Here is a 24,611-nt window from a genome sequence, read left to right on the forward strand (position 1 = left end):
CGGTCGCAACGCAATTCAGCCCGGCACCAATACAGGTGCCGGGCTTCAGTGTTTTATGACCGGAAACATGTCCCGCTGAACGAGATTCGATCTTTCGAACGAATTTTCGGACAGCGACTTCAGCGGGCGGAGCGGCGTCCGAGCGGGACGCGCAAAACGGCGTCGGTGCCGACGTCGGCGCCCGGATGCAATCCGATCGAACCGCCTAGCTCGGCGGTAACCAGAGTCCGGACAATTTGCAGGCCGAGCCGGTCCGACGCTTCCAGGCTGAATCCGTCGGGCAGACCGCGGCCGTCGTCGCTGATGATCACGTCGAGCCAGCGGGCCGACCGCTCGGAACGGATTGTTACCGTACCGTTTTCACCCGAGTCGAAAGCGTGCTCGATCGCGTTCTGCACCAGCTCGGTCAGCACCATGACCAGCGGGGTCGCGCGTTCGGCGGAGAACACGCCGAGCGAACCGGCGCGGCGGACCTTGATCCGCGCGGTGTGCACCGTCGCCACATCCGCCATGATCGGCAGCAGCCGGTCCACCACCTCGTCCAGATCGACTTCCTCGTCAACCGACATGGACAACATTTCGTGCACCGAGGCGATGGAGGTGACGCGCCGGACCGATTCGGTCAAAGCCAGTCGCGCTTCCTCGTTCTCGGTGCGCCGGGCCTGCAATCGCAACAAAGCCGCGACCGTCTGGAGATTGTTCTTCACCCGATGGTGGATCTCGCGAATGGTCGCGTCCTTGGACAAAAGCGCGCGGTCACGGCGCTTCACCTCGGTCACGTCGCGGACCAGCACCGCCGCGCCCTTGAGTTCCCCGTGCGGGCGCAGCACCAGGGTGCGCAGCAGCACGGTCGCGCCGCGCGCCTCGACTTCCATTCGGCGCCCGGCCTTTCCGGCCAGCGCGGCTTGGATATCGCCGACGACTTCCTGCGCGTCGAACGGGTCGGTGATCAGGGAGCGGGTGGTCAGCGCCAGATCCTGGGCGACCAGATCGTTCTGCAACCCCATCCGGTGATAGGCCGAGAGCGCGTTCGGGCTGGCATAGACCACGATGCCCTCGGTATCGAGCCGGATGAAACCGTCACCGGCGCGCGGGCTGGAATGCGATCCGGTGCGGTCCTCGAGCGCGGGCCAGGTGCCGTCGGCGACCATCTGGCACAGGTCGTCGGCGCAGGACATGTACGCGATCTCCAGGCCGGAGCGCATCTTGTGGCGCTGGCCGTCGGTGTCGCGGCCCAGAATGGCGATCACATCGTCGCCGACCCGCACCGGAATGGCCTCGCGAATGGCGTGCCCGGTGTGCGGGTGATAGACGGCGGTCTTCTCCGCGTCCGCGTCCACCCGCACGATCTCGCCGGTGAGCAGGGCTTCGAAGATGTGCGAGTTGGTTTCCTTGCCCGCCAGCGTGCTGACCAGGTCTTCGGGGTGCACGGTGGGCGCGGTGGTGGGCCGGCACTGCGAGACGCAGACGATATCCGCGCCCTCGGCCACCGGGCCGGTACCGACCCAGAGCGTCAGGTCGGCGAACGACAGGTCCGCCAGCAATTGCCAATCCCCGACCACCCGCTGCAGATGATCGACGGCCGCACCCGGTAGATCCGTATGCTCGGCCAGTAGATCGCTCAGTGTCGACACTTAACCCACACTCCTCTGTTCCCACGTCGAGGGTATGTTCCCACGCGTAGCAACCCTCGAGTGGTTCGCGCTGCGGCCGTGGCGGCCGAACCGCTAGGAGATGACGGCGATCAGGTCACCCTGCTGCAGGACGTCACCGGGCTTGACATTGATGGAGGCGACGGTGCCTTCGGCCTCGACGATGACGGGGATCTCCATCTTCATCGACTCCAGCATGATCACCGGCGCGTCGACCGCGACATGGTCGCCGACGGACACCAGGATCTCCAAGACGGTGGAAACCATCTCGGCGCGCACTTCCTCAGCCATGAACACCTCTCACTTCGTGTGACCTGTAGCCCCTGACGGTACAGCCAACCACACATGAAAGAATGTGTCGGACCGAAGGGAGATTTACCAATGGGTAAGCGTGGACGTAAGAAGCGTAGCCGTCGTAAGAACGGCGCCAACCACGGCAAGCGGCCGAACGCCTGAGCCGGAGCTTCAGCTCGAAAACTGCTGAGCGGCACCACTTCCCACCCGGGAAATGGTGCCGCTCAGCTGTTGCGGGGGTGTCTTATTCGACCGGTTCGATGCGGGTCTCGACCGCGGTGAAGGTCGTCCGGATCTCCATGGTCAGCCGCGCCCGGAGCGACTCCGGGGCCTTCTCGCCGCCGCATTTGCGGTTCAGCAGCGACTTCAGCTTCTCCTCCAGGCCGTACGCCTCGATGCACGGCGAGCACCGGTCGATGTGCTCCTTGAGCCGCGCCTTGGCGGTCTCGTCGCACTCGTTGTCCAGGAGCAGCCACACATCGGCGAGCACCGCCGAGCAGTCCAGGTCCATCTCGTCGCTCACTGGGTTACCTCCTGACGCGCATCGCTACCCGAACGGTTGAAGCCGCGTTCCCGCGCCACGTCCGCGAGCAGGCCCTTGAGCTGCTTGCGGCCACGGTGCAGCCGCGACATGACGGTACCGATGGGGGTTCCCATGATCTCGGCGATTTCCTTGTAAGGGAAGCCCTCGACATCGGCGTAGTACACCGCCATCCGGAATTCCTCGGGCAGCTCCTGCAGCGCGTGCTTGATGTCGTCGTCCGGCAGCGCCTCCAGGGCCTCCATCTCGGCCGAGCGCAGACCCGTGGAGGTGTGCTCGGCGGTGGCGGCCAGCTGCCAGTCGGTGATCTCGTCGGTCGGATACTGCGCGGGCTGGCGCTGCTTCTTCCGGTACGAGTTGATGTAGGTGTTGGTGAGGATGCGGTACAGCCAGGCCCGCAGGTTGGTGCCCTCGCGGAAGGACTTGAAGCCCTGGTACGCCTTGGCGAAGGTCTCCTGGACCAGATCCTCGGCGTCGGCCGGATTGCGGGTCATGCGCAGGGCCGCGCCGTAGAGCTGATCGAGCAGCGGCAGCGCGTCGCGCTCGAATCGCTGCGCGAGTTCGGCGGCGGACTCGGCGCTGCGCGCACCGGTTTCGTCGCTTTCGCCCACTTCGTCGGTATCGACCGCTGAATCGTCGCCGGCGTCGATGTCGTCGCTGGTATCCGCGTCGTCATCGCGCAGGCGATCGACCATGTCGTCGTCGCTCGTCACGCTTGTCCCTTCGATCGCCGTAGCAATTGAATCTACCGCGAAGGGGGACCCCGCCTCGAAACCGGCAGGGGGCGCGAACAGCCAGGCCCGGGCTACTGCCGGGGGATCTAGGACCGGAGCGGTCACCGAATTCTCCTTCGATCTTGCTGGACCATTGCGCGCATCGTCTGCAACAGACCGAACGCACACCGTGTTCCCGGACGGCGGAAAACGGGTTGCGGACGCTGCCTAAGGTGAGGTCCATGGCTGCTGCTTCCACACCCGCGATCAAGGCTCTGGTGCAGGCGAAGGTGGATCATCGGGTACACGCGTACGAGCATGATCCGCGCAGCGATTCCTATGGGGCGGAAGCGGTCTCGGCGCTGGCCGCCGAACTGGGCATCGAGGCCGATCAGATCTTCAAGACGCTGGTGATCGAGCTGGGGTCGGGGGCGCTTGCCGTGGCGGTGCTGCCCGTGCCGACCAAGCTGTCGCTGAAAGCCGCGGCCGCCGCACTGGGCGAGGGCAAAGCGGCCATGGCGGACAAGACCAAGGCCGAACGCACCACCGGGTACGTGGTGGGCGGGGTGTCGCCGCTCGGACAGAAGAAGGCATTGCCGACGGTGATCGACGAGACCGCGCTGCTGTGGGATCGGGTGCTGTGCAGTGCGGGTAAGCGCGGGCTGGAGATCGAACTGCGGCCCGAGGACCTGATCGGGCTGACGGGCGCGGTCACCGCGGACGTCGCGGTGAGCTGAACCACTCCCCCGGAAATCACTTGCCAAAGAGCAACTATCTCCACATACTTGCACGGTACAACTAGTTGATTAGTGCAAGCAGTTGCTAGAGGCAAGGAGGTGTACCCGGCCATGACCGAGGACCCGGCGACACCCGTATGCGTGATTCCGGACGACGTCATCGATGCCGTCGCCCTCCAGGTCATCCGCCTGGGCCGGCTGCGCGATCGCACCAATGCGCAGATCGCCGCCGCCACCCAGGGCGAGATCGAACCGGCCGCGTTCGCCATCCTGTTCCAGCTCATCCACAACGGGCCCATGCGCTCGGGAGCCCTGGCCGAGGCGTTGTACTCCGACGCTTCGACCATCAGCCGGCAGGTGGCCGCACTGGTCAAGAAGGGGCTGCTGGAGCGGCGCGCCGATCCGAACGACGGGCGGGTGAGCGTGCTGGCCATCACCGCGATGGGCCGCGAGGTCGCCACCGAGATCCGCGCCCGGCGCAACGAATCGCTGCGCCAGATCTTCGGCGACTGGCACGAGAACGAGCTCGACACCTTCGCGCGGCTGTTCGCGCGCTTCGTCGACGGCTACGAGATCTCGCGTCAGACCATGCTGGCCGAATTGGCCGCCAAAACCCCACTGTTTCCGAAAACCGCAACCGCAGAGAGCAATTCGTGACGACAACAACTCAGACCGAACCGGTCTCCTCGGCCGGGTTCACCCACAAACAGATCATGGCGGTGCTGTCCGGCCTGCTGCTCGGCATGCTGCTGGGCGCGCTGGACCAGACCATCGTCTCCACGTCCATCCGCACCATCGCCGATGACCTGCAGGGTTATTCGATGCAGGCGTGGGTGACCACCGCGTACCTGATCACCGCCACGCTGGCGACGCCGCTGTACGGCAAGCTCTCGGACATGTACGGCCGCAAGCCGTTCTATCTGCTGGCCATCACGCTGTTCGTCACCGGTTCGCTGCTCTGTACGCTCGCGCAGTCGATGTACGAACTCGCCGCGTTCCGGGCCTTCCAGGGTCTGGGCGCGGGCGGTCTGATGTCGCTGGCGCTGACCATCCTCGGCGATATGGTCAGCCCGCGCGAGCGCGCCAAGTACCAGGGCTACTTCCTGGCCGTCTTCGGCACCTCCAGCGTCGTCGGCCCCGTGCTGGGCGGCATCCTGGCCGGTCAGGACCAGATCCTCGGCATCTCCGGCTGGCGCTGGGTGTTCCTGGTGAACGTGCCGCTGGGCCTGATCGCGCTGGTCGTGGTCTCGCGCGTGCTGCGGCTGCCCAAGGTGGAGCGGCCCAAGGTCGCGGTCGACTGGCTGGGCGTGATGACCATGGCGGTCGGCATCGTGCCGCTGCTGGTGGTGGCCGAACAGGGCCGCGAATGGGGTTGGACCAGCGGCAATTCCCTCACCTGCTACATCGTGGGCGCGCTCGGCCTGCTCGGGTTCGTGGCCGTGGAGGCGAAACAGGGTGACGCGGCGCTGATTCCACTGCGCATGTTCAAGAACACCACGTTCGCGCTCGGCGTGCTCATCTCGATCGTGGTGGGCGCGGCCATGTTCGGCGGCATCACGCTGATCCCGCAGTACCTGCAGGTGGTGAAGGGCTCCAGCCCGACCATGGCGGGTCTGCAGATGCTGCCCATGGTGGTGGGCATGATGGTCGCCTCGATCATCTCCGGCCAGACCATCTCGCGGACCGGGCGCTACAAGTGGTTCCCGCCGATCGGCGCGACGCTGATCGTGGTGGGGTTGTTCCTGCTGCACTTCGTCACCGCCGACACCCAGCTGTGGGTGGCCATGGTGTTCATGCTGATCCTCGGCCTAGGGCTGGGCAACCTCATGCAGCCGCTGACGCTGGCGCTGCAGAATGCCTTGCCACCCAAGGACATGGGCGTGTCGACGGCGGCGGCGACCTTCTTCCGGCAGATCGGCGGCACGCTCGGCGTGGCGGTGTTCCTGTCCATCCTGTTCGCGCAGGTCGGGCCGAATATCGGCAACGAACTGCAGGCTTCGGCCTCGCAGCCGGCGTTCCAGCAGGCGGTCGCACAGGGCGTGCACTCGGACAATGCCGCCGAGGCGGCGCTGTCCAAGGGCTTGGTCGCGCACGACACCGCCGCCGCGGGTGAGGTGCTGAAGGACAGCTCGATCATCCAGCAGCTGAATCCGACGCTGGCGCATCCGTTCAAGGTCGGCTTCGCCGATGCCATGGACACGGTGTTCCTGGCGGCGGGCGGCGTGGCGGTGATCGCGTTGCTGCTGGTGCTGTTCTGGAAGGAAGTGCCGCTGCGCACGGCGGGTGGCATTCAGGCCCGCACCGAGAAAGAGGTCGAGGCCGCGGTCGAGGCTATCTAGCCCGGTCCACAGGTCTCGGGTTTGAATAGAGTGATTTCCTGAAATGCGCTCCGGCCGCGATTCCATGGATCGCGGCCGGATCTGTGCGTTACTTGATCACGCCAGGTTCGCTCGACCCGAGGATGTGATCAGGCAATGTCTTCCCATAGGCGTATTCGCTCCATCGTGGTTATCGGTGCCGTCATCGCGGCGCTGGGTGCAGGACCCTTGACGCTCGCCACCGCGACCGCCGCTCCCGGCATCGAGATTCCGGTGAAAGCGCCGGAGTATCCGCTCGGTCCGGAATCGAGCGCGCCGGGAGAGCAGAAGCAGGACAAGAACGCGGAGAAGGCGGAGAAGGTCGGCAGCGGGGTGGCGACCAAGGCCATCGATACGACGGCCGGGCTCATCAAGTGCGGGCTGAATTTCGTACTGCCCTCGGTGAAGTGCAGTATCTGACCGCTTTTCGCAAGTCACCCCTACGGGCCGGGCTCAGATCAGGCTGATCTGCCCGGCCTGTTCGGTGACCTGGCCCAACAGGTCCGGGCCGTTGTTCTTGACGCTGTTCACCAGGGACGGCACCTCGCGGATCACGATGTCGGAAACCGATTGCGGGCTCGGGGTTTCCAACAGCTCCGCCGGGGCGGGGTGATCCGGGTCCAGCCAGGCGTCCCAGTGCGAGCGCGGCATCACCAGGGGCATGCGGTCGTGCACCTTGACCAGGTCGCCGACGGCATCGGTGGTCAGGATGGTGCAGGACAGGATCGGCTGGGCGTTCTCCAGTTCGCGATCGCGCCAGACCGACCAGAGGCCCGCCATGTACAGGCGCTCGCCATCCCCGCGCGACATGAAATACGGGCGCTTGAACGCCTTTCCATTGCCGTCGGTATCGGTGATCCACTCGTACCAGCCGTCCATGGGGACCAGGCAGCGGCGCTTCTTCACGGCATCGCGGAAGGACGCGGTGGTCGCGGCCTTGTCGGCGCGGGCATTGAACAGCGGTTTGCCCTTCACCGGCACGCCGGGCTCGGCGGCCTTGGTCCAGGGCGGGATCAGGCCCCAGCGCATGGCGCGAATGCGGAGCGCCGCCGGGTCCTGCGGATGGTCACGGTCGTGCCGTTCGACCACCGTGAGCACCCGGTTGGTGGGGGCCACGTTGTAGTTCGGGTCGAACCCCTTGTCATCCGTCTCGTCGATGGCGTCGAGTTCGACGGCCAGCTTCGCGGGATTCGTCGTCGTCGCATACCGTCCGCACATAATCCCCATGCTGCCACTGTGTTCAATTTGCCGCTCCTTCGTCGCGGCGTGTTCGCGGCCCCTTTGCCTCGTTCTTCCCTCCCTCCGCTCCTCCGCTGCGCTCCCCCGCTCCGCTCAGTCCAGAACGAGACGGGCCGCGAACGGGTGTGACCCATACATCTGATGGCGATTGACATCAGTTGCGGGGTGTGAGACGTTCGTCCCATCACACTCTCATCAAGGGACTGCCGCCAATCATGACTGCAACCGACGCCGCCGCGCTCGATCAGGCCGACACGCTGACTTCCGTCAACCCTGCCACCGGCGAGGCGATCGCCACCTACCGGATCGACGACGAGGACGCGGTGCGCGCCGCCGTCGCCAAGGCCCGCACCGCCGCCGCCACCTGGGGTGCGCTGACCTACGCCGAACGCAAGAAGCATCTGCTGCGCTGGGGCGCCAAGCTGGTCGAGAAGTCCGACGAGCTGAGCGCGCTCATCCACGCCGAGAACGGCAAGCCGCTCGACGACGCCTTCCTGGAGTTGATGCTGGCGCTCGAGCACATCAAGTGGGCGGCCTCCAATGCCGAGAAGGTGCTCAAGCCCAAGAAGGTCTCCCCCGGTGCGCTGATGGCGAACTTCGCCGCGCATCTGGAGCAGCGGCCGCTGGGCGTGGTCGGGGTGATCGGGCCGTGGAACTACCCGGTGTACACGCCCAACGGGTCCATCGCCTACGCGCTCGCGGCCGGCAATGCGGTGGTGTTCAAGCCCAGTGAATTCTCCACGGGCATCGGCAATTTCGTGGCCAAGGCGTTCGCCGAGGCGAATCCCGAACTCCCCGACGGGGTTTTCGTCACCGTCAACGGATTCGGCGCCACCGGTGCGGCTCTGGTGAAGGCGGGCGTGGACAAGCTGGCGTTCACCGGCTCCACCGCGACCGGTAAGAAGATCATGGCCAGCGCCGCCGACACGCTCACCCCGGTGCTGCTGGAATGCGGCGGCAAGGACGCGGTGATCGTGGCCGCCGACGCCGATATCAAGGCCGCCGCGGATGCCGTGGCGTGGGGCGCGACCGCCAATTCGGGGCAGACCTGCGCGGGCGTGGAGCGCGTGTACGTGGACAAGTCGGTCGCGGAACCGTTCATCGCCGAGGTGAAGCGGATTCTGAGCGAGGTGAAGCCGGGTTCGGATGCCAAGGCGTCCTACGGGCCGATGACCATGCCGAGCCAGATCGACATCGTGCGGCGGCATATCGAGGACGCGCTCAAGAACGGCGGCAAGGCCGTGCTGGGCGGGCCGGAGTCGATCAAGGGTCCGTACATCGAGCCGGTCGTCATCGTGGACGCCGACGAATCCTCGGATGCGGTGTGCGAGGAGACCTTCGGGCCGACCGTCACCATTCGCACGGTGAGCGGCGTGGACGAGGCCGTGGAGCTGGCCAACAAGAGCAAGTACGGGCTCGGATCCGCCGTGTACTCCAAGAAGCAGGGTCTCGAGATCGCTCGCCGCCTGGATGTCGGCTGCACCTCGGTGAACTCGGTGCTGGCCTACGCGGCCATCTCCGGCCTGCCGTTCGGCGGCACCGGCGACTCCGGCATCGGGCGCATCCACGGCGCACAGGGCCTGCTCGAATTCTCGCGCCCGCACTCGATCGCGGTGCAGCGCTTCACGATTCCCGGCATGGCGCTGCTGTCCTACACCCGCACCGAGCGCACCATGAAGCTGCTGCACAAGGTCGTCGGCCTGGTGCACGGGCGCGCGAAGTAGGAGACAACTCTCGTAGCTCTCAGGGGTTCCCCCTGAAACCCCTTGGGGTGGTGAGGTTCCCGGCCCGTGGTTACGGGGGAATCCCGCGCAGCCGCGCAGGCCCGCAGGGTTCCCCCGCCTCACACGGGCGCAGGATTCTCCCGCCTCACAGGGGCGCAGGGTTCTCCCGCCTCACAGGGGCGCAGAGTTCCCCCGCCTCACAAGGGCGCAGGGTTCTCCCGCCTCACAGGGGCGCAGGGTTCTCCCGACACTCACGGGGCCGCAGCGGGTTCTCACGAATCCCGGCGGACAGTTCCTGAAATGCCGGCCGAGTCGAATCGGACCGGCATTTCGCGTTTCAGTCGGTCGGCGGCAGCGGGGTGGGGGCGAAGAATTCTTCGAGGGGGGTCGGGCCGGTGTATCGGCGGCAGTTGCAGGGGACCCAGGCTTTGAGGCCGGCGCCGGTCTTGCGGAAGATCTCCGCGTGGCAGGCGCCGGCCTCGCGGTCGTGCAGGGAGAGGTCGTGGCCGCAGCCGCACAGTGCGGTGGGTTGCGGGGCGGATTTGCGGGACGGGGTGCGGCCGTATCTGCCGAGAATCCAGCCGCTACCCAGGAGCGCGGCACCGGTAACCAAGCTGAGGGGATCGAACACCCATAAAGTATACGTACGCCTATACGCATATTCGAGACGGAACGGACCGACTGATTTCGTAAGCGCGGGGGTAACTCGCCGGGGACGAGCGGCCGCGACCACCCGCAAACGCGAGTCCGCAACGCGGGTGCCTGCGGACTTGCCTATCGGCAATAGGCGCGGAGAGGCGGATTTGCGAGAATGGTGCGGTGACTTTCTGGCCCGCGCCCCATGTCCGAGTTCCCGTGCACGCGACCGTGACCCTTCCGGGGTCCAAATCCATCACCAATCGAGCGTTGATCCTTGCCGCGCTGGCGGATCGGCCGTCGACCCTGACAGGCGCGCTGCGCAGCCGCGACACCAATCTGATGATCGACGCGCTTCGGGCCATGGGCGCACGGATCGAAGGTGACGGCGAGACCCTCGAAGTCACTCCGCCGGGCGAATTCACCAGCGCCATGGTCGATTGCGGGCTCGCGGGCACCGTCATGCGCTTCCTGCCGCCGGTCGCGGCGCTCGCCAACGGCGATGTGGCGTTCGACGGGGACGAACAGGCGCGGGTGCGGCCGCTGGGCACCATCCTGAACGCGCTGCGGGCGCTCGGGCTCGATATCGACGGCGACACACTGCCTTTCGTGGTGCACGGCACCGGAGCGCTGCGGGGCGGGCCGGTCACCATCGACGCCTCGGCGTCCTCGCAGTTCGTCTCCGGGCTGCTGCTCTCGGCGGCGCGCTTCGAACAGGGCGTCACCGTGCACCACAGCGGTTCGGCGCTGCCGTCCATGCCGCACATCGAGATGACCGTGCAGATGCTGCGCGAGGCCGATGTGAAGGTGGACGCGCCCAAGGATCCGCGCCGGGCCCAGACCTGGACCGTCGCGCCGGGACCGATCCGCGCCGTGGACTGGGAGATCGAGCCCGATCTGTCCAATGCCACGCCGTTCCTGGCGGCCGCGGCCGTCACCGGCGGCGAGGTCAGCATTCCGCACTGGCCGCGGCTCACCACCCAGCCGGGTGACGTCATCCGCGAGATCCTGGTGCGGATGGGCGCCGAGGCGCGCATCTTCGACGGTGTGCTGACCGTGCGCGGGCCGGAACGCCTGGCGGGCATCGATATCGATCTGCACGATGTGGGCGAGCTTACGCCGACCGTGGCCGCCCTTGCGGCGCTGGCGGATTCGCCGTCGCGGCTGCGCGGCATCGCGCACCTGCGCGGGCACGAGACCGACCGGCTGGCCGCGCTCGCGACCGAGATCAACCGGCTCGGCGGCAAGGTCGCCGAGACCACCGACGGACTGGAGATCGTGCCGAATCCGCTCACCGGCGGGCGCTGGCACTCCTACGCCGACCATCGGATGGCCACCGCGGGCGCCATCATCGGCCTGGCCGTGCCGGGCGTCGAGATCGAGGACATCGGCACCACCGCCAAGACCCTCCCGAACTTCGTCGCGCTCTGGGACGGGATGCTCGCCGACTCCGGGGTGGAACGCTCCGGCGGGGCGGGAGCGGGACACTGAGGCGGCGCGAGTACGACGAGTCCGATGTCCGGGTCCGCCCGGGCAAGGGCACCCGGCCGCGCACCAAGACCCGCCCGCAGCATCTGGACGCCGAGACGGCCATGGTCGTCTCGGTGGACCGGGGGCGGTGGGGGTGCGTGCTGGACGACGACCCGGAGCGCCGCATCGTCGCCATGCGCGCCCGGGAGCTAGGGCGCACGCCCATCGTGGTCGGGGATCAGGTCGATGTGGTCGGGGATCTGTCCGGGAAGCCGGACAGCCTGGCCCGCATCGTGCGGGTCACCGACCGGCGCACCGTGCTGCGCCGCACCGCCGATGACACCGATCCGTTCGAGCGGATCGTGGTGGCGAACGCGGAGCAGTTGTTCATCGTGGTGGCGCTGGCCGATCCGCCGCCGCGCACCGGGTTCGTGGAGCGGGCCATGGTGGCGGCGTATGTCGGTGGGCTGCAACCGATTCTGTGCCTGACCAAACACGATCTGGCCGCCGAATCCGAATTCGCCGCCGCCTTCGAGGATTTGGATCTCACCATCGTCTACGGCGGGATCGAGGATCCGCTGCAGCCGGTGGTCGATCAGCTGCACGACAAGCTCACCGCGTTCATCGGGCATTCCGGGGTCGGCAAGTCCACGCTGGTGAATCGTCTTGTGCCGGACGCGGAACGGGCCGTCGGCGTGGTCTCCGGCGTCGGCAAGGGCCGCCACACCTCCACCCAATCGGTCGCACTGCCGCTACCCGGCGGGGGCTGGGTCATCGACACCCCCGGCGTGCGCTCGTTCGGCCTGGCGCACATCACCCCCGACGATGTGATCAGCGCCTTCAGCGATCTCGCCGAAGCCATCGAGGACTGCCCGCGCGGCTGCACCCATCTCGGCCCGCCCGCCGACCCGGAATGCGCGCTCGACAATCTGCCCGGCAAGGAACGCCGGGTCGCCGCCATCCGCCTGCTCCTCAATGCCCTCAATTCCAACGACCCGTGGTTCCGTAGCGCGTCGTCGGACTGAAACCCCCTCTCCCGCAACCGCTTCCGCTTCGGGCGGCGATTCATCCTGCGAATAATGAGACTCCGGTCTAGTCTGGCGTACATGGACGCCGAAGTGCCGGACGTTCCGGCTCGCGATTTCTCGCCTCCCGATTACCCACTGCCACGGAAACGAATTCCGCTCCGTGAGCGGCTGCGTAAACGCAGGTCCCGGCGGCCGTCGGCCGCCCGCCCCGGTGAGCACGCGCGCTGGAACCCCCTCCCCAGCATCGGACGGGCGCTGGCCCGCCGCCCGATAGTCATGCGCACCGCCCCCGCCGTGGTCGCACTGGAAAAAGTGACCCGCCGGCTCACCAAGGGCCGCAAGGGAGTTCTGGACCTGGCCGGCCTGCCCGCCCTCCAGCTGACGGTCAACGGCCGCCGCACCGGCCTTCCCCGCACGGTCACCCTCCTCTACGTCCCCGACCTGGAAGACAACAAGGTCTTCCTGCTCATCGGCTCCAACTGGGGCCAGCACCGCCACCCCTCCTGGTCGGCCAACCTCACCACCGCCGACCACGCCGAACTCCACGTGAACGGCGAACACTTCACGGTCAACGTCCGCCAGCTCACCGGCATAGACCGCGAACGCGCCTGGCAACGCGCCCTCACCTTCTGGCCCGGCTACGCCATGGAACAACGCCTCGCCGGCGACCGCCGCTTCCGCCTGTTCGAACTCACCCGAGCCTGATCCGGCTCGCCCAGGGGCGCCCGGCGCCGTGTCCCCCTGCGGCGATCGGCAAGCGGTTCAACCGATTTGTCCGATCGCAATTTTTCTGTGTAACGCTTCCTCGTAGCAGAGCCATACATCGTTCGTACACAGCCGCACCGGCCGGAAATCGCCGGACGCTTACTCGACGCATTGCCTGTCGAACGATGTCGAATATGCCGCACGAATTGATGAATCGGCGGTAATCACTCCGGCTACGCAAGGGAATTTCCACGTCATGAGCAATCCGCAGATGCCGCAATCCTGGCCCAACGGTCAACCTCCGGTCCCGAATTATCCACCGCCGCAGCAGAAACGGGCCGTGTGGCCGTGGGTGCTGGGTGGGTTTCTCGCCTGCGTGGTGCTGCTGTTCGGCGGGTGTGCCGCGCTGATCAGCGGGATCGCCGGTGAGGCCGGCAAACAGGAGGAGAAGCGGACCACCGCGGCGGCGGCCGGGACGGAGGTGCGGGACGGGAAGTTCGGGTTCCTGGTCACGCGCGTCGATCCGCCGGTGAATACGTTGGGGGACAACGAGTTTTTACGTAAGGACGCGCAAGGGGAGTTCGTGCTGGTTTACGTCGATGTCCGGAATACCGGGAATTCGGCGCAGACCTACTTCGGTGACAATCAGAAGCTGGTCGATGATCAGGGGCGGTTGTTCACCAACGACACGGCGGCGGAGATGAACGTCAACAAAGATCTGGTCGCCGCGATAAATCCGGGGAACAAGCTGTCGGTGGTACTGGTTTTCGATGTGCCCAAGGGGACTTCGCCGGCGGCGATCGAATTCCATGACTCGATGTTCTCCGGTGGAGCGCGGGTAGCGGTCAAATAGGCCGGCAGCCGGCGGATATACCCGGGGAAGCGGTGCGGCAGCGTGAATACGCCTGCCGCGCCGTGGGTTTCAGCGGGGGCGGATGATTCGGAGGCCGTTGTCGAAGTCGACTCGGGCCAGTTCGCCGCGGCCGCTGAGGCCTAGTTTTTCGAAGATGCGGGACAGGTGGTGGCCTACGGTGCGGGGGCTGAGGATGAGTTCGGCGCCGATTTCGCGGTTGGTCATGCCTTGGGCGGCCAGCTGGGCGACCTTGAGTTCTTGCATGGTGAGGGGGCTGTCGCCCAGGGCGGCAGGGGTTTTGGGGCGGGGGACGGTGAGTTCCAGTTCGCGGCGGGCGTTGTCGGACCAGGGGGCGGCGTCCATCAGGTCGAAGGCTTCGGCGGCGGTGCGGAGTTGTTCGGCGGCGTCGCGGCGGCGGCGGGCGCGGCGGAGCCATTTGCCGTAGAGGAGCTGGATGCGGGCGCGGGCGAAGGTGTGGTGGCCGGTGGCGTCGACGGCCAGGGCGCGGCGGTAGCAATGGTCGGCGCGGTCGTCCTCGCTGAGCAGGGCGCTGCAGGTGTAGGCGGCGGCGATGGCCCAGGGGGTGCGGGTGCGCAGGGCCCAGGCGCGGATCAGGTCGGTGTAGTCGGCGGCCTCGTCGAAACGGCCGGCGCGGGTGGCGGCTTCGACCAGGTCGACGGCGGCCAGCCGGGCCAGGGTGGGGTGGCGGGCCTCGTGGCCGGCGGTGACCAGGGCCCGCAGGCGCAGATGGGCGGTCTCGGGGTCGCCGACGGTGAGGGCGTGGAAGCCCTGGTGCCAGTAGGAGGCGGCGATCAGGAAGGTAGCATTGCGCGGGCGAGCCAGCAGCTGGGCGTTCTCCGCGCTCTCGGCGACATCGGCGGCATTGCCGCGCAGGGCGGCCAGGCGGGCGCGGATCGTCCAGCATTGAGCCAGGACATTGTCGGTGTCACCGGCGCGGGCCAGGTCGAAAGCCTCGGCGAGCGTGGACTTTCCGGCCTCCCAGCGGCCGGTGGCGAGTTGCAGGATGGCGAGTTGCGGGAGCAGTCCGATCGCACCGGTGTGCGCGCCCGTCACCTGCAATTGCGCCGCCACCCGGGTGTAGGACTCCACCGCCCGATCCGCCAGCCCCCAGGCCATGACCTGCGCGGCGGGCGGCAGCAGTCGAGCCGCCACGGCGGGATGCATTGCCGTATACGCGATTTCGAGCTGACCGGTGATCGGTTCCAGGTCGTCCGCACCGGTCGCCCAGCGCGATCGCGCTGCCAGCAAACGCAATTGGGCCGCCGTCTCCGCATCCACCACCGCGGTATCGCGCAGCAGCATGGTGCCCGCCCGCGCCATATCGCCCGTGATCAACTCCAGCATGCCGGCCAGCCCGCCCCCGGCCGCCGCCACCCGCGCCGCCGAGGTCCGCGTCGCCGCCAGCGCCAGCAACCGCCGCGCCGATTCGATATCCCCACTGTCCCAAGCGAACCGCGCCGCCAGCGACAACCGCACCCCGGCCGCATCGGAATCCGGGGTGATGGCCGCCGCCCGCCGCAGCACCGCCGCCGCGGCCGCCGGACCGTACCGCGCCCGCACCCGCTCGGCCCCGGCCGCGAGTGCGTCCGCCAGCTCTCCATCCGGCCCGTCCGTGGCCATGGAGCTGTGCCAATTCCGCAGATCCACAACGCTTTCGAGCCCGCCGTGCGAAGCGCTCTTCGGCACCTCACTCGAATCGCCCCGACCGGCGGGCGAAATGGTGAACCCCGCCGCGCCACCCGAATCACTTCGACCGCCGGGCACAGTGGTGAACCCCGGCGCGCCACCCGAATCGCCTCGACCGCCGGGCACAGCGGTCAACCCCGCCGCGCCACCCGAATCACCTCGACCGCCGGACACAGCGGTGAACCCCACTGCGCCACCCGGCCCACCGAGGCCGCCCGGAACGACAGCGGAAACGCCCGGCCGGTCGCCGGAATCGGCGCGACCTTCGGAAACTGTGGCGGTGTCCTCCGGGCTGCCGTTCGGGGAGCCACTGCCCGACGGTGCGGCGGGAATGGTCAGGGCGGCGGCGAGGGCCTGGTGGATGGCACGGCGCCGGGCACGCGGGAGGGCGTCATAGGCGGCATTGCAGAGCAGGCGGTGACGTTGTTCGACGCGGCCGTCCCCGAGCGCGAGCAGGCCGGTGGTGAGCGCCTGCTCCCAGTCGGCGGCGGTGACGCCGAGCGCGGTGGCGGCGGTGGTGACGGTGGCGATGATGCCGCGGTCCTCGGCGGCGGCCAGGGCCAGCAGGGTGCGCAGGGTGGCGGGGAGAGCCGCCAGGCGGGGCGCGAAGGCCGAGCGCAGGCGCGGGCCGAGCGGGACCGGACCCCAGGCGATGCCGGCGAATTCCTCGGCGTCCACTGGAAGTTCGCGGAGCGCCAGCGGGTTGCCGGCGGCAACAGCCAGGGCGCGGGCGGTACGAGCGGCTCCGCGAGCGCCGCCGCGACGAGCCAGCAACAAGCGAGCGTCCGGGGCGGACAGGGTGCGCAGCCGATGCGCGGGCAGGGCTTCCCAGGCGGTGCCCGCCGGGTCGTCGGGGAGGGTGACGAACAGGACGACCGGGCTGGCGGCGAGGCGGCGGACGGCGAAGACGAGGGCTTGTGCGGTGGCGCGGTCGATGAAATGCGCGTCGTCGACGATCAGCAGCAGCGGGCGCGCGGCGGCGGTCGCGGGCAGCAGGGTGACCAGTGCGGCGCCGACCAGGAAGCCGTCCGCCGCACCGGGATCTCGGCGCGGGGAAAGGTCCGGCGGCGCATCGGAATCGCGGTCCGGAGCGGCCGCCGACCCGTCGTGACCGTGCAGTCCCAGCGCGGCGCCGAGCGCGGCGGCCTGCGGTTCGGGGAGGGTGTGGAGGCGGTTTTCGAGGGGTAGCAGGAGTTCGTGCAGGGCCGCGTAGGGCAGCCCGGCTTCGGCCGCGGCGCCATTGCAGGTGAGGGTGCGGAAGCCGGTGGCACGGTGTGCGATATCGCGCAGCAACGCGGTGCGGCCGATACCGGGGTCGCCCCACAGCACCTGGGCGCCGCCGCGACCGGCGTGCGCCGCGGTCAGCAGCTGTTCCGTGTCGGTCTGCTCGGCTCCCCGTCCGAGCAGGCCGTGTTCATGCCCTGCCCCGATCACCTCGGCAATCGGCTGGCAATCAATTCCCTCGCCCCAGTTCATCCTGGTCAAATAGATATCACGTGAATATCACATGTCGGTCACATCAGACCGACCGATACAGTGACCGATATAGCCGTCGGCGAGGGTGATGTACGGGCTGATCAGGCTTTCCTCTACATCGTTACCCACCATGTCACGGCGCAAACCTATTGGTGGACAAACCTGTCTCCACCTGGGCAGATTCTCGGCCCACGGCAAGTCGGCGAGCCGTCGACCACAGTGGGATACGCCGCCGTATCCGAGCCTGGTCCGCGAACCCTTCACCACGAAGTCTTCTATTTCGATCCCAAATGCCGGACCGGAAAGTCCGCTGATCGCAATTAAGTCCGCGGCGACTCCGAAAGAAGCACACAAAGACCATTCCGGCCCGGGAATTCGAGCCGCCGAGTCACCCGGAACACCGGGGAGTTATCGGTGCGCATGACCCGCGCGGCCCCGGCGGCCCCGACCGCGACGGCACCCTCCGGCCGTCCCCGCCACCGCCGGCGCCGGTGAAGTTCGCCCGGGATGCGCTCGCCGCCGGAAATCGCTAGCCTTCCGGCGTGGAAGACCATGAGCGCAATGATTTTTCGCCGCTCCTAGACGACGATCTCGGCCCCGGCGCCCCGGTGACGCCCGAAGTGCGCGTCGGCCGCAACGACGACGGGCAGCCACTGCCCGAATGCGTGCGCTGCGGACGGGACGCGGTGCTTTATCTGCGCGCCGTCTGGCTTTCCACCCGCGCCATGCTCGACGGCGACACCGATGTGGACAGCCACATCCACGTGAATTCCTGCGGTCCGTGCGCGGGCAGTGTGGCGGGCATGATTCTGATCAATTGGGATCCGCGCTATTGGGGCGAATCCGTGCAACTCGACTGACGCCGGAAACCCTTGCCACTCAACGCGGGCGGACGATCCGCAGCCCGTTGTCGAAGTCGATGTCGGCGAGTTCGGCGCGCCCGGCCAGACCCAGCTTGCCGAAGATCCGGGACAGGTGATGGCCCACGGTGCGCGGGCTCAGCACCAGTTCCGCGCCGATGGCCCGGTTGGTCAGCCCCTGCGCGGCCAGCCGGGCCACCCGCAATTCCTGGGCGGTGAGCACCGAATCGGTGCTGTGGCCGGTGGTGGGGGCGGGGCGGCGGCCGGTCAGGTCGAGTTCCTGCTGGGCGCGTTCCACCCACGGCGTCGCGCCCATGTACCCGAACGCTTCCCGCGCGGCCACCAGCTGCTCGGCGGCGTCACCGCGCCGGCGGGCCCGGCGCAGCCACTTGCCGTAGAGCAGCCGGATGCGGGCGTGCGAGAGATCGTGGCGGGTGCGCCGCTGCGCCAGCGCCCGGCGGAAGTGATACTCCGCCTGCTGATCCGGGCTCAGCAGCGCGCGGCAGGCGTGCGCGGTGGCGACGGCCCAGTCGGCGCGGGAGCGGATCGCCCAGTCGCGGATGGTCTCGTAGTACTCGGTGGCGTCGGTGAGCCGGCCGACCCGGAAGGCGGCCTCCACCATGTCGAGGGCGGCCAGCCGCGCGTAGGTGGTGTGGCGGGCGTCGTGCCCGGGCTGCGCGAGCGTGCGCAGGCGCAGGTACGCGGTCTCGGGATCGCCGGCCGAGAGGGCGTGGAAGCCGAGATGCCAATGCGAGGACGCGATCAGCGCGTGCGAGCGCACCGGACGCGCCAGCGCCAGCGCCCGATCGAGATTGTCCAGCGCGGTCTCCGAATCTCCGCGCAGCGAAGCGATTTTCGCCTGCATGTTCAAGCATTGCGCCAGCACATTGCCGGCATCACTGGGCCGCGCCAGTTCCAGGCCCTCCGCCACGGTCGCCGTCGCGGAATCCCAGCGCCCGGTAGCGAATTGCACGATCGCCAACTGCGGCAACATGAGCAGCGCCGCGGACCGCGACACTCCGCGCAGATGCGCGGCCGCCGCGGTGTACGGTTCCAGCGCCGCATCCGCCAGCCCCCACAGCAAAACCAAAGGCGCGGGCGGCAATTGATGCACCGCGGTATTCAGGTGCGGCGCCGTCCGGAACACGTCGGCCCCCGCGGGCGCCGGATGCGCGTCCTCGAGCCCTGCCGCCCAGCGCGCCCGCTCCGCCATCTCCCGCAGACTCTCCCCCAAGCCCCCGCCGATCACCGCCGCATCCCGCAACAACAGCGCCCCCGCCCGTTCCGGTTCCCCCGCAACGAATTCCAGCAATCCCGCCATGCCCCCACTCGCGGCCGCCACCCGATCCGCCCCGATCCGCTCCCCCGCCCGCTCCAGCAACCGCCGCGCCGACTCGATATCCCCACCGCCCCAAGCGAACCGAGCCGCCGTAGCCAACCGCTCCCCCGCATCCCCCGCATCCGGCGTAATAGCCGCCGCCCGCCGCAACAACGCCGCCGCCCCCAACGACCCCACCGACAACCGCCCTTCAACCTCCCCGAACCCCCCACACAACATCGACGCAGCCGCACCCCCCGCCCCACCGGCATCCAGGTCCGCCCCGGTATCCAACCGAGCCGAACCGCCGTCCACCTGGGAGTATCCGCCCTCCGACTCAGTGCGGCCGTCATCCGGCTGCGAGTGACAGCCGCCCAACAGTGAATGGCCACCATCCGCCCGCGAGTGTCCGCCATCCAACAGCGAGTAGCTGCCATCCGGCTGCGACTGGCCACTATTCGACAGCAGGTAGCCGCCATCCGACCGCGAGTGACTGCCGTCCGGCAGCGGGTTGCTCCGCGAGCCGACAGCTGGGCCTGGCCGCGATCGAGTCTCCGAATGCGGCAATTCATCTGCCGTGTTCGGCTCGGGCCAGGAGGCCGCGTTGTGGCCGTCGCGCGCCGATTCCATCCGCGAGCCGGCGGCTGCGCCGGGTAGGGATCGAGTCTCCGGGTGCGGCGATTCATCTTCCGGCTCGGGCCTGGTGGACGCGTTGGGGGTGTCGCGGAATGGTCCCAGGAGGGCGGCCGGGGTGCCGCCGAGTTGGTGGGCGGTGTGGGTGAGGGCGGCGGCGGTGGGTTCGTGGGGGGCGTCGAGGGCGGCGGCCTCGTGCCAGTGGCGATGCTCGGGGTGGGTGGCGGCGGCGGCCAGGGCGCGGTGGATGGTGCGGCGCTGGTCGGGGGTGGCGGCGTCGTAGGCGGCGGCGCAGAGGAGGCGGTCGCGCATGTCTACGCGGCCGTCGCCGACGGTGAGCAGGGCGGCGGATTCGGCTTGTTCCCAGGCGGTTTCGGGGAGGCCGAGGGCGGTGGCGGCACGGCTGACCGTGCAGAGGGCGCCGGTGTCCTCGGCGGCCACGGCGACGAGGAGGGTGCGGACGGGATCGGGGAGCGCGGCCAGACGGTCGGCGAAGGCGCGGCGCAGGCGGGGGCCGACGGGCACCGGACCGCGGGCGGTGCCGGCGAATTCCTCCGCGCTGATCGGCAATTCGTGCAGGGCCAGCGGATTGCCCGCGGCGGCGGCCAGGATGCGAGCCGCGCGCAACGCGCCGACCGCGCCGCAGCGCTCGGCCAGCAGGCGGCGGGCTTCCGGTTCGGCGAGACCGGTCAGCTCGAGCGCGGGCAGCCGATGCCACGCCGTGCCGGCGGGGTCCTCGCGCAGGGCGCACAGCAGTGCGACCGGTGCGGCCGCGAGCCGGCGCAGGGCGAACAACAGCGCGTGCACGCTGGCGGCGTCCAGCAGGTGGGCATCGTCGACGATCAGCAGCACCGGAGCGGTGGCCGCCATTTCCGAGAGCAGGGTGACCAGCGCCGCGCCGACCAGAAAGCCGTCGGCGGGACCGGATTCCCGGCCGAACGCGCGCGCCAGGGCGTGCGCCTGCGGCTCGGGCAGACCGGCCGTCGCCCCGGTCAAGGGCAGCAGGAGTTCATGGAGGGCGGCGTAGGGGAAGGGCGATTCGGCGGCGCGACCATGGCATTCGAGAAGCTGGAACCCCGCGGCCCGGGTGACGGCGTCGCGCAGCAGGGCGGATTTTCCGATCCCGGATTCGCCGTACAGGGCGAGGGTGGCGCAGCGGCCGGTGCGGGCCGTTTCCAGCGCCCGCTCGATATGTCGTTGTTCAAGTTCCCGGCCGTACATCCCCAACCCCTCGTTTAGCACGCCCGAAGTATTGCCGGTTAATTACCGGCAATCAAATTCGTCAACACCAACCCCTATGCAGGAAATCACATGTAACGAACCGCGTTCCAGGACGAACACATTCCGCCGACCAGCCGATTCGATGACCGATTTCCGCAAGCCAGCCATCCCCTAGCATCCCTCGCGGCGCAAACCCGGTCCGCCCGAACGCCGGGAAATTCCCCGCGGATCGAGATGCCACAGCGGGGGTGGCATCTCGATATCCCGCCCTTCGCAGACCATTTCGCGAATTCGCGCCGAAAACGCAAGCGCCCCGGGTGTTCCCACCCGGGGCGCTGCGTTCACATCATGTGGTCACCGAATTCAGCGCCGCCGCTTGGACTTCGGCGCCCGGTCCTGCTTGCCCTGCGCGCGCGCCGCTTCCCGGCGCTCCCGCCGGGTGCCGCCGTCACCGTCGCCGTATTCCTCGGCGTCGCTGTGCACGGCCGCGCGCCCGCCTTCGTCCGGTCCGGCCGGACCGGAGTAGGACAGCCCGCGCGGACCCGAGTCGTCGATGCCCTTGGCCCGCAGCGCGGCCGGCGCGCCATTGCCCTGCGGCGCGGCCTGCTGGGTGGGCAGCGGGCGGTTCCCGACCGGCGACTGCAGCCCGGGCGCGACCTGCACCCCGGCGGGCTGCGGCGCCTGCACCTCGACCTGGAGGTTGAACAGGAACCCGACCGACTCTTCCTTCAGGCCCTCGAGCATGGCGGAGAACATGTCGAAGCCCTCGCGCTGGTATTCGACCAGCGGGTCGCGCTGCGCCATGGCCCGCAGGCCGATGCCTTCCTTGAGGTAGTCCATCTCGTAGAGGTGCTCGCGCCACTTGCGGTCCAGCACCGACAGCAGGATCTGGCGTTCCAGATTGCGCATGCTGCCCTCGCCGGCCAGCCCGTCGATCTCGGCTTCGCGGGCCTCGTAGGCGCCGTGCGCGTCGTCGAGAACGGCTTCCAGGAGTTCCTCGCGGGACAGGTCGCCCACCTCGCCGTCGACGTTCTCGCCGGTGAGGTCCTTGTAGTCGATGCCGATGGGGTACAGCGTCTTCAGCGCGCCCCACAGCTTGGCCAGATCCCAGTCCTCGACATAGCCCTCGGCGGTGGCGCCATTGACGTAGGCGGTGATCACGTCGGTGATCATCTCCTGCACCTGGCCCTCCATATCCTCGCCTTCGAGGATGCGGGCGCGCTCGGCGTAGATCACCTTGCGCTGCTGGTTCATGACCTCGTCGTACTTCAGAACGTTCTTGCGGATCTCGAAGTTCTGCTGCTCGACCTGGGTCTGCGCGGACTTGATGGCGCGCGAGACCATCTTGGCCTCGATCGGCACATCGTCGGGCAGGTTCAGCCGCGTCATGATCGATTCCAGCGCCGCGCCGTTGAAGCGCCGCATCAGCTCGTCACCCAGCGACAGGTAGAACCGGGATTCGCCCGGGTCGCCCTGCCGGCCGGAACGACCGCGCAGCTGGTTGTCGATGCGCCGCGATTCGTGGCGTTCGGTGCCCAGCACGTAGAGGCCGCCGGCCTCACGCACCGCCTCGGCGTCCGCCTCGGTCTGCTCCTTCACCCGTTCCAGCGCGGTGTGCCACTGGGCCTCGTACTCGACCGGCGTCTCCACCGGATCCAGGCCCTGCCGGCGCAGCAGCAGGTCGGCGATGATGTCCGGGTTGCCGCCCAGCACGATATCGGTACCGCGACCGGCCATATTGGTGGCGACGGTGACCGCGCCCGGCCGGCCGGCCTCGGCGACGATCTGCGCTTCCTGCTCGTGGAACTTGGCGTTCAGCACCGAGTGCGCGATGCCGCGCTTGGTCAGCAGCTTGGACAGGTACTCCGAGCGCTCGACCGAGGTGGTGCCGACCAGCACCGGCTGGCCCTTCTCGTGCCGTTCGGCGATATCGTCGGCGACGGCGGAGTACTTGGCCTCTTCGGTCTTGTAGATGAGGTCGGACTGGTCGACGCGGACCATCGGCTTGTTGGTCGGGATCGGGACCACGCCGAGGTCGTAGGTCTGATGCAGCTCGGCCGCCTCGGTCTCGGCGGTACCGGTCATACCGGACAGCTTGTCGTAGAGGCGGAAGTAGTTCTGCAGCGTGATGGTCGCCAGGGTCTGGTTCTCCGGCTGGATCTCCACGCCCTCTTTGGCCTCGATGGCCTGGTGCATGCCCTCGTTGTAGCGGCGGCCCACGAGAATACGACCGGTGAACTCGTCGACGATGATCACTTCGCCGTCGCGGACGATGTAATCCTTGTCGCGGGTGTAGAGCTCCTTGGCCTTCACCGCGTTGTTCAGGTAGCTGACCAGCGGCGAGTTCGCGGCCTCGTACAGGTTGTCGATGCCCAGCTGGTCCTCGACGAATTCCACGCCGGCCTCGTGCACGCCGATGGTGCGCTTCTTGATGTCGACCTCGTAGTGCAGGTCCTTCTTCAGCAGCGGCGCGATGCGCGCGAATTCGGCGTACCACTTCGAGGAGGCGTCGGCCGGACCCGAGATGATCAGCGGGGTACGAGCCTCGTCGATGAGGATGGAGTCGACCTCGTCCACGATGGCGAAGTTGTGCCCGCGCTGCACCAGATCGTCCAGCGAGTGCGTCATATTGTCGCGCAGGTAGTCGAAGCCGAACTCGTTGTTGGTGCCGTAGGTGATGTCGGCGGCGTAGGCCACGCGGCGCTCGGCCGGGGTCATGCCGCCCAGGATCACGCCGACCTCGAGCCCGAGGAAGCGGTGCACGCGGCCCATCCACTCGGCGTCGCGCTTGGCCAGGTAGTCGTTGACCGTGACGACGTGCACGCCTTCGCCGGAGATGGCGTTCAGGTAGGCCGGGAGCACACAGGTCAGGGTCTTGCCCTCACCGGTCTTCATCTCCGACACATTGCCGATGTGCAGCGCCGCGCCGCCCATGATCTGCACCTTGTAGTGCTTCTGGTTGAGCACGCGCCAGGACGCCTCGCGGGCGGTGGCGAAGGCCTCGAGCAGCAGTTCGTCGAGGGACTCCCCATCCGCGTAACGCTGCTTGAACTCGTCGGTCTTGGCCTGCAGTTCGGCGTCGGTGAGGGCGGTGAACTCCTCATCCAGGGCGATGACCTCGTCGGCCAGGTTCGCAAGCCGCTTGACGGTGCGACCCTCACCAATCCGTAGCAACCTCGAAAACGTCAGCGCAGGCACGGGTCTTGTAGTCCTCTGGTCGGTGTGTCATTGGCCCCCGCCATGGCGGGAAGGTTCAGCGCGCAGGCACGCAACCACTGCCATGGTAATGCGAGCCCCATCGTAGGCGTTGAAGTGCGAGTGCGGCGGCCGGGGCGCGGGCGGGGTCCCCGGCCGGGCGGGGCGCGGCGGCGAGCGTCGTTCCTTCCGGATGGTATCGATGAGCTGCGGTAATCCGTCAGTGAATCGTTTTGCTGCCGAGGCTGATTC

20 protein-coding genes are annotated in these 24,611 nt (G+C 68.3%); 11 read left to right on the plus strand and 9 right to left on the minus strand.

The genetic code is table 11. The annotated features are described in order from the left end of the window. Positions 1-119 precede the first annotated feature (119 nt). The gene (locus tag LTV02_RS20425; RefSeq protein WP_067720354.1) at positions 120-1,634 is read right to left on the minus strand and encodes a sensor histidine kinase; all 1,515 of its coding nucleotides are present in this window, start codon (positions 1,632-1,634) and stop codon (positions 120-122) included. A gap of 93 nt (positions 1,635-1,727) precedes the next feature. Then, positions 1,728-1,943 carry a biotin/lipoyl-binding carrier protein gene (locus tag LTV02_RS20430; protein WP_233032963.1) on the minus strand — a complete coding sequence of 72 codons (216 nt, stop codon included), beginning with the start codon at positions 1,941-1,943 and terminating at the stop codon, positions 1,728-1,730. 90 nt (positions 1,944-2,033) lie between these two features. Between LTV02_RS20430 and LTV02_RS39685 the strand changes: the two genes are divergently transcribed. After that, positions 2,034-2,108, plus strand: a complete 75-nt coding sequence (locus LTV02_RS39685) for a 50S ribosomal protein bL37 (protein ID WP_115061593.1) — start codon at positions 2,034-2,036, stop codon at positions 2,106-2,108. A gap of 82 nt (positions 2,109-2,190) precedes the next feature. On the opposite strand, the gene rsrA is transcribed toward LTV02_RS39685, so the two are convergent. Both rsrA and LTV02_RS20440 read right to left on the minus strand, forming a co-directional pair. Beyond that, complete coding sequence (gene rsrA / locus LTV02_RS20435) at positions 2,191-2,457, minus strand: mycothiol system anti-sigma-R factor (protein WP_067720421.1); 267 nt, start codon at positions 2,455-2,457, stop codon at positions 2,191-2,193. An 8-nt stretch (positions 2,458-2,465) separates the two neighbouring features. Continuing rightward, positions 2,466-3,200, minus strand: coding sequence for a sigma-70 family RNA polymerase sigma factor (locus LTV02_RS20440; RefSeq protein ID WP_233032965.1), 735 nt, complete (start codon positions 3,198-3,200; stop codon positions 2,466-2,468). A gap of 242 nt (positions 3,201-3,442) precedes the next feature. Here LTV02_RS20440 and ybaK point away from each other — a divergent pair, with 242 nt between their 5' ends. The 4 genes from ybaK to LTV02_RS20460 all read left to right on the plus strand — a co-directional run bounded on the left by ybaK (position 3,443) and on the right by LTV02_RS20460 (position 6,714). Beyond that, the gene (ybaK, locus tag LTV02_RS20445; protein WP_233032967.1) at positions 3,443-3,937 is read left to right on the plus strand and encodes a Cys-tRNA(Pro) deacylase; all 495 of its coding nucleotides are present in this window, start codon (positions 3,443-3,445) and stop codon (positions 3,935-3,937) included. 111 nt (positions 3,938-4,048) lie between these two features. After that, positions 4,049-4,594, plus strand: coding sequence for a MarR family winged helix-turn-helix transcriptional regulator (locus LTV02_RS20450; protein ID WP_233032969.1), 546 nt, complete (start codon positions 4,049-4,051; stop codon positions 4,592-4,594). A 56-nt stretch (positions 4,595-4,650) separates the two neighbouring features. Further along, entirely contained in the window at positions 4,651-6,276 is a 1,626-nt protein-coding gene (locus LTV02_RS20455; protein ID WP_408639412.1) for an MDR family MFS transporter, read from the plus strand. Positions 6,277-6,411: 135 nt separating this feature from the next. Further along, positions 6,412-6,714, plus strand: a complete 303-nt coding sequence (locus LTV02_RS20460; protein ID WP_233032974.1) for a hypothetical protein — start codon at positions 6,412-6,414, stop codon at positions 6,712-6,714. Between the two features lie 33 nt (positions 6,715-6,747). Here LTV02_RS20460 and LTV02_RS20465 read toward each other — a convergent pair whose 3' ends face one another. Beyond that, positions 6,748-7,512, minus strand: coding sequence for an SOS response-associated peptidase (locus LTV02_RS20465; protein WP_233041632.1), 765 nt, complete (start codon positions 7,510-7,512; stop codon positions 6,748-6,750). 236 nt (positions 7,513-7,748) lie between these two features. Between LTV02_RS20465 and LTV02_RS20470 the strand changes: the two genes are divergently transcribed. Then, positions 7,749-9,257 (plus strand): aldehyde dehydrogenase family protein, encoded by a 1,509-nt coding sequence (locus tag LTV02_RS20470; RefSeq protein WP_233032976.1) that lies wholly within the window; start codon positions 7,749-7,751, stop codon positions 9,255-9,257. Positions 9,258-9,594: 337 nt separating this feature from the next. On the opposite strand, the gene LTV02_RS20475 is transcribed toward LTV02_RS20470, so the two are convergent. Further along, complete coding sequence (locus tag LTV02_RS20475) at positions 9,595-9,888, minus strand: hypothetical protein (protein ID WP_233032978.1); 294 nt, start codon at positions 9,886-9,888, stop codon at positions 9,595-9,597. A 188-nt stretch (positions 9,889-10,076) separates the two neighbouring features. Here LTV02_RS20475 and aroA point away from each other — a divergent pair, with 188 nt between their 5' ends. From aroA to LTV02_RS20495, 4 genes are all read left to right on the plus strand, one after another. Continuing rightward, positions 10,077-11,384, plus strand: coding sequence for a 3-phosphoshikimate 1-carboxyvinyltransferase (aroA, locus tag LTV02_RS20480; RefSeq protein WP_233032980.1), 1,308 nt, complete (start codon positions 10,077-10,079; stop codon positions 11,382-11,384). Continuing rightward, positions 11,321-12,388: a ribosome small subunit-dependent GTPase A gene (gene rsgA / locus LTV02_RS20485; RefSeq protein ID WP_084535551.1), complete on the plus strand. Its 1,068-nt coding sequence runs from the start codon at positions 11,321-11,323 to the stop codon at positions 12,386-12,388. The genes aroA and rsgA overlap by 64 nt, the downstream gene beginning before the upstream one ends. A gap of 81 nt (positions 12,389-12,469) precedes the next feature. Then, positions 12,470-13,096, plus strand: a complete 627-nt coding sequence (locus LTV02_RS20490; protein ID WP_233032982.1) for a nitroreductase family deazaflavin-dependent oxidoreductase — start codon at positions 12,470-12,472, stop codon at positions 13,094-13,096. A 256-nt stretch (positions 13,097-13,352) separates the two neighbouring features. Next, a complete protein-coding gene (locus LTV02_RS20495; RefSeq protein WP_233032984.1) occupies positions 13,353-13,949 on the plus strand; it encodes a DUF4352 domain-containing protein in 597 nt (198 codons plus the stop codon). 69 nt (positions 13,950-14,018) lie between these two features. Here LTV02_RS20495 and LTV02_RS39280 read toward each other — a convergent pair whose 3' ends face one another. Beyond that, positions 14,019-17,090 (minus strand): helix-turn-helix transcriptional regulator, encoded by a 3,072-nt coding sequence (locus LTV02_RS39280; RefSeq protein WP_269821540.1) that lies wholly within the window; start codon positions 17,088-17,090, stop codon positions 14,019-14,021. 584 nt (positions 17,091-17,674) lie between these two features. Here LTV02_RS39280 and LTV02_RS20515 point away from each other — a divergent pair. Further along, positions 17,675-17,992, plus strand: coding sequence for a hypothetical protein (locus LTV02_RS20515; RefSeq protein WP_067720334.1), 318 nt, complete (start codon positions 17,675-17,677; stop codon positions 17,990-17,992). A 19-nt stretch (positions 17,993-18,011) separates the two neighbouring features. Here the strand turns inward: LTV02_RS20515 and LTV02_RS39285 are convergent, their stop codons facing one another. Together LTV02_RS39285 and secA are read right to left on the minus strand one after the other, a co-directional pair. Then, positions 18,012-21,185 carry a helix-turn-helix transcriptional regulator gene (locus LTV02_RS39285; RefSeq protein WP_269821541.1) on the minus strand — a complete coding sequence of 1,058 codons (3,174 nt, stop codon included), beginning with the start codon at positions 21,183-21,185 and terminating at the stop codon, positions 18,012-18,014. Positions 21,186-21,527: 342 nt separating this feature from the next. Continuing rightward, positions 21,528-24,362, minus strand: coding sequence for a preprotein translocase subunit SecA (gene secA / locus LTV02_RS20530; RefSeq protein WP_233032986.1), 2,835 nt, complete (start codon positions 24,360-24,362; stop codon positions 21,528-21,530). Between the last annotated feature and the right edge of the window lie 249 nt (positions 24,363-24,611).

The organism is Nocardia yamanashiensis, from assembly GCF_021183565.1.
In the GTDB taxonomy this organism is placed as follows: domain Bacteria; phylum Actinomycetota; class Actinomycetes; order Mycobacteriales; family Mycobacteriaceae; genus Nocardia; species Nocardia yamanashiensis.

What these genes read in the sequence shown, in the direction of transcription:
- LTV02_RS20430 (WP_233032963.1), bottom strand. Translation starts at nt 1,943, where the DNA reads ATGGCTGAGGAAGTGCGCGCCGAGATGGTTTCCACCGTCTTGGAGATC.
- rsrA (WP_067720421.1), bottom strand. Translation starts at nt 2,457, where the DNA reads ATGGACCTGGACTGCTCGGCGGTGCTCGCCGATGTGTGGCTGCTCCTG.
- ybaK (WP_233032967.1), top strand. Translation starts at nt 3,443, where the DNA reads ATGGCTGCTGCTTCCACACCCGCGATCAAGGCTCTGGTGCAGGCGAAG.
- LTV02_RS20450 (WP_233032969.1), top strand. Translation starts at nt 4,049, where the DNA reads ATGACCGAGGACCCGGCGACACCCGTATGCGTGATTCCGGACGACGTC.
- LTV02_RS20455 (WP_408639412.1), top strand. Translation starts at nt 4,651, where the DNA reads ATGGCGGTGCTGTCCGGCCTGCTGCTCGGCATGCTGCTGGGCGCGCTG.
- LTV02_RS20460 (WP_233032974.1), top strand. Translation starts at nt 6,412, where the DNA reads ATGTCTTCCCATAGGCGTATTCGCTCCATCGTGGTTATCGGTGCCGTC.
- LTV02_RS20465 (WP_233041632.1), bottom strand. Translation starts at nt 7,512, where the DNA reads ATGTGCGGACGGTATGCGACGACGACGAATCCCGCGAAGCTGGCCGTC.
- LTV02_RS20470 (WP_233032976.1), top strand. Translation starts at nt 7,749, where the DNA reads ATGACTGCAACCGACGCCGCCGCGCTCGATCAGGCCGACACGCTGACT.
- LTV02_RS20490 (WP_233032982.1), top strand. Translation starts at nt 12,470, where the DNA reads ATGGACGCCGAAGTGCCGGACGTTCCGGCTCGCGATTTCTCGCCTCCC.
- LTV02_RS20495 (WP_233032984.1), top strand. Translation starts at nt 13,353, where the DNA reads ATGAGCAATCCGCAGATGCCGCAATCCTGGCCCAACGGTCAACCTCCG.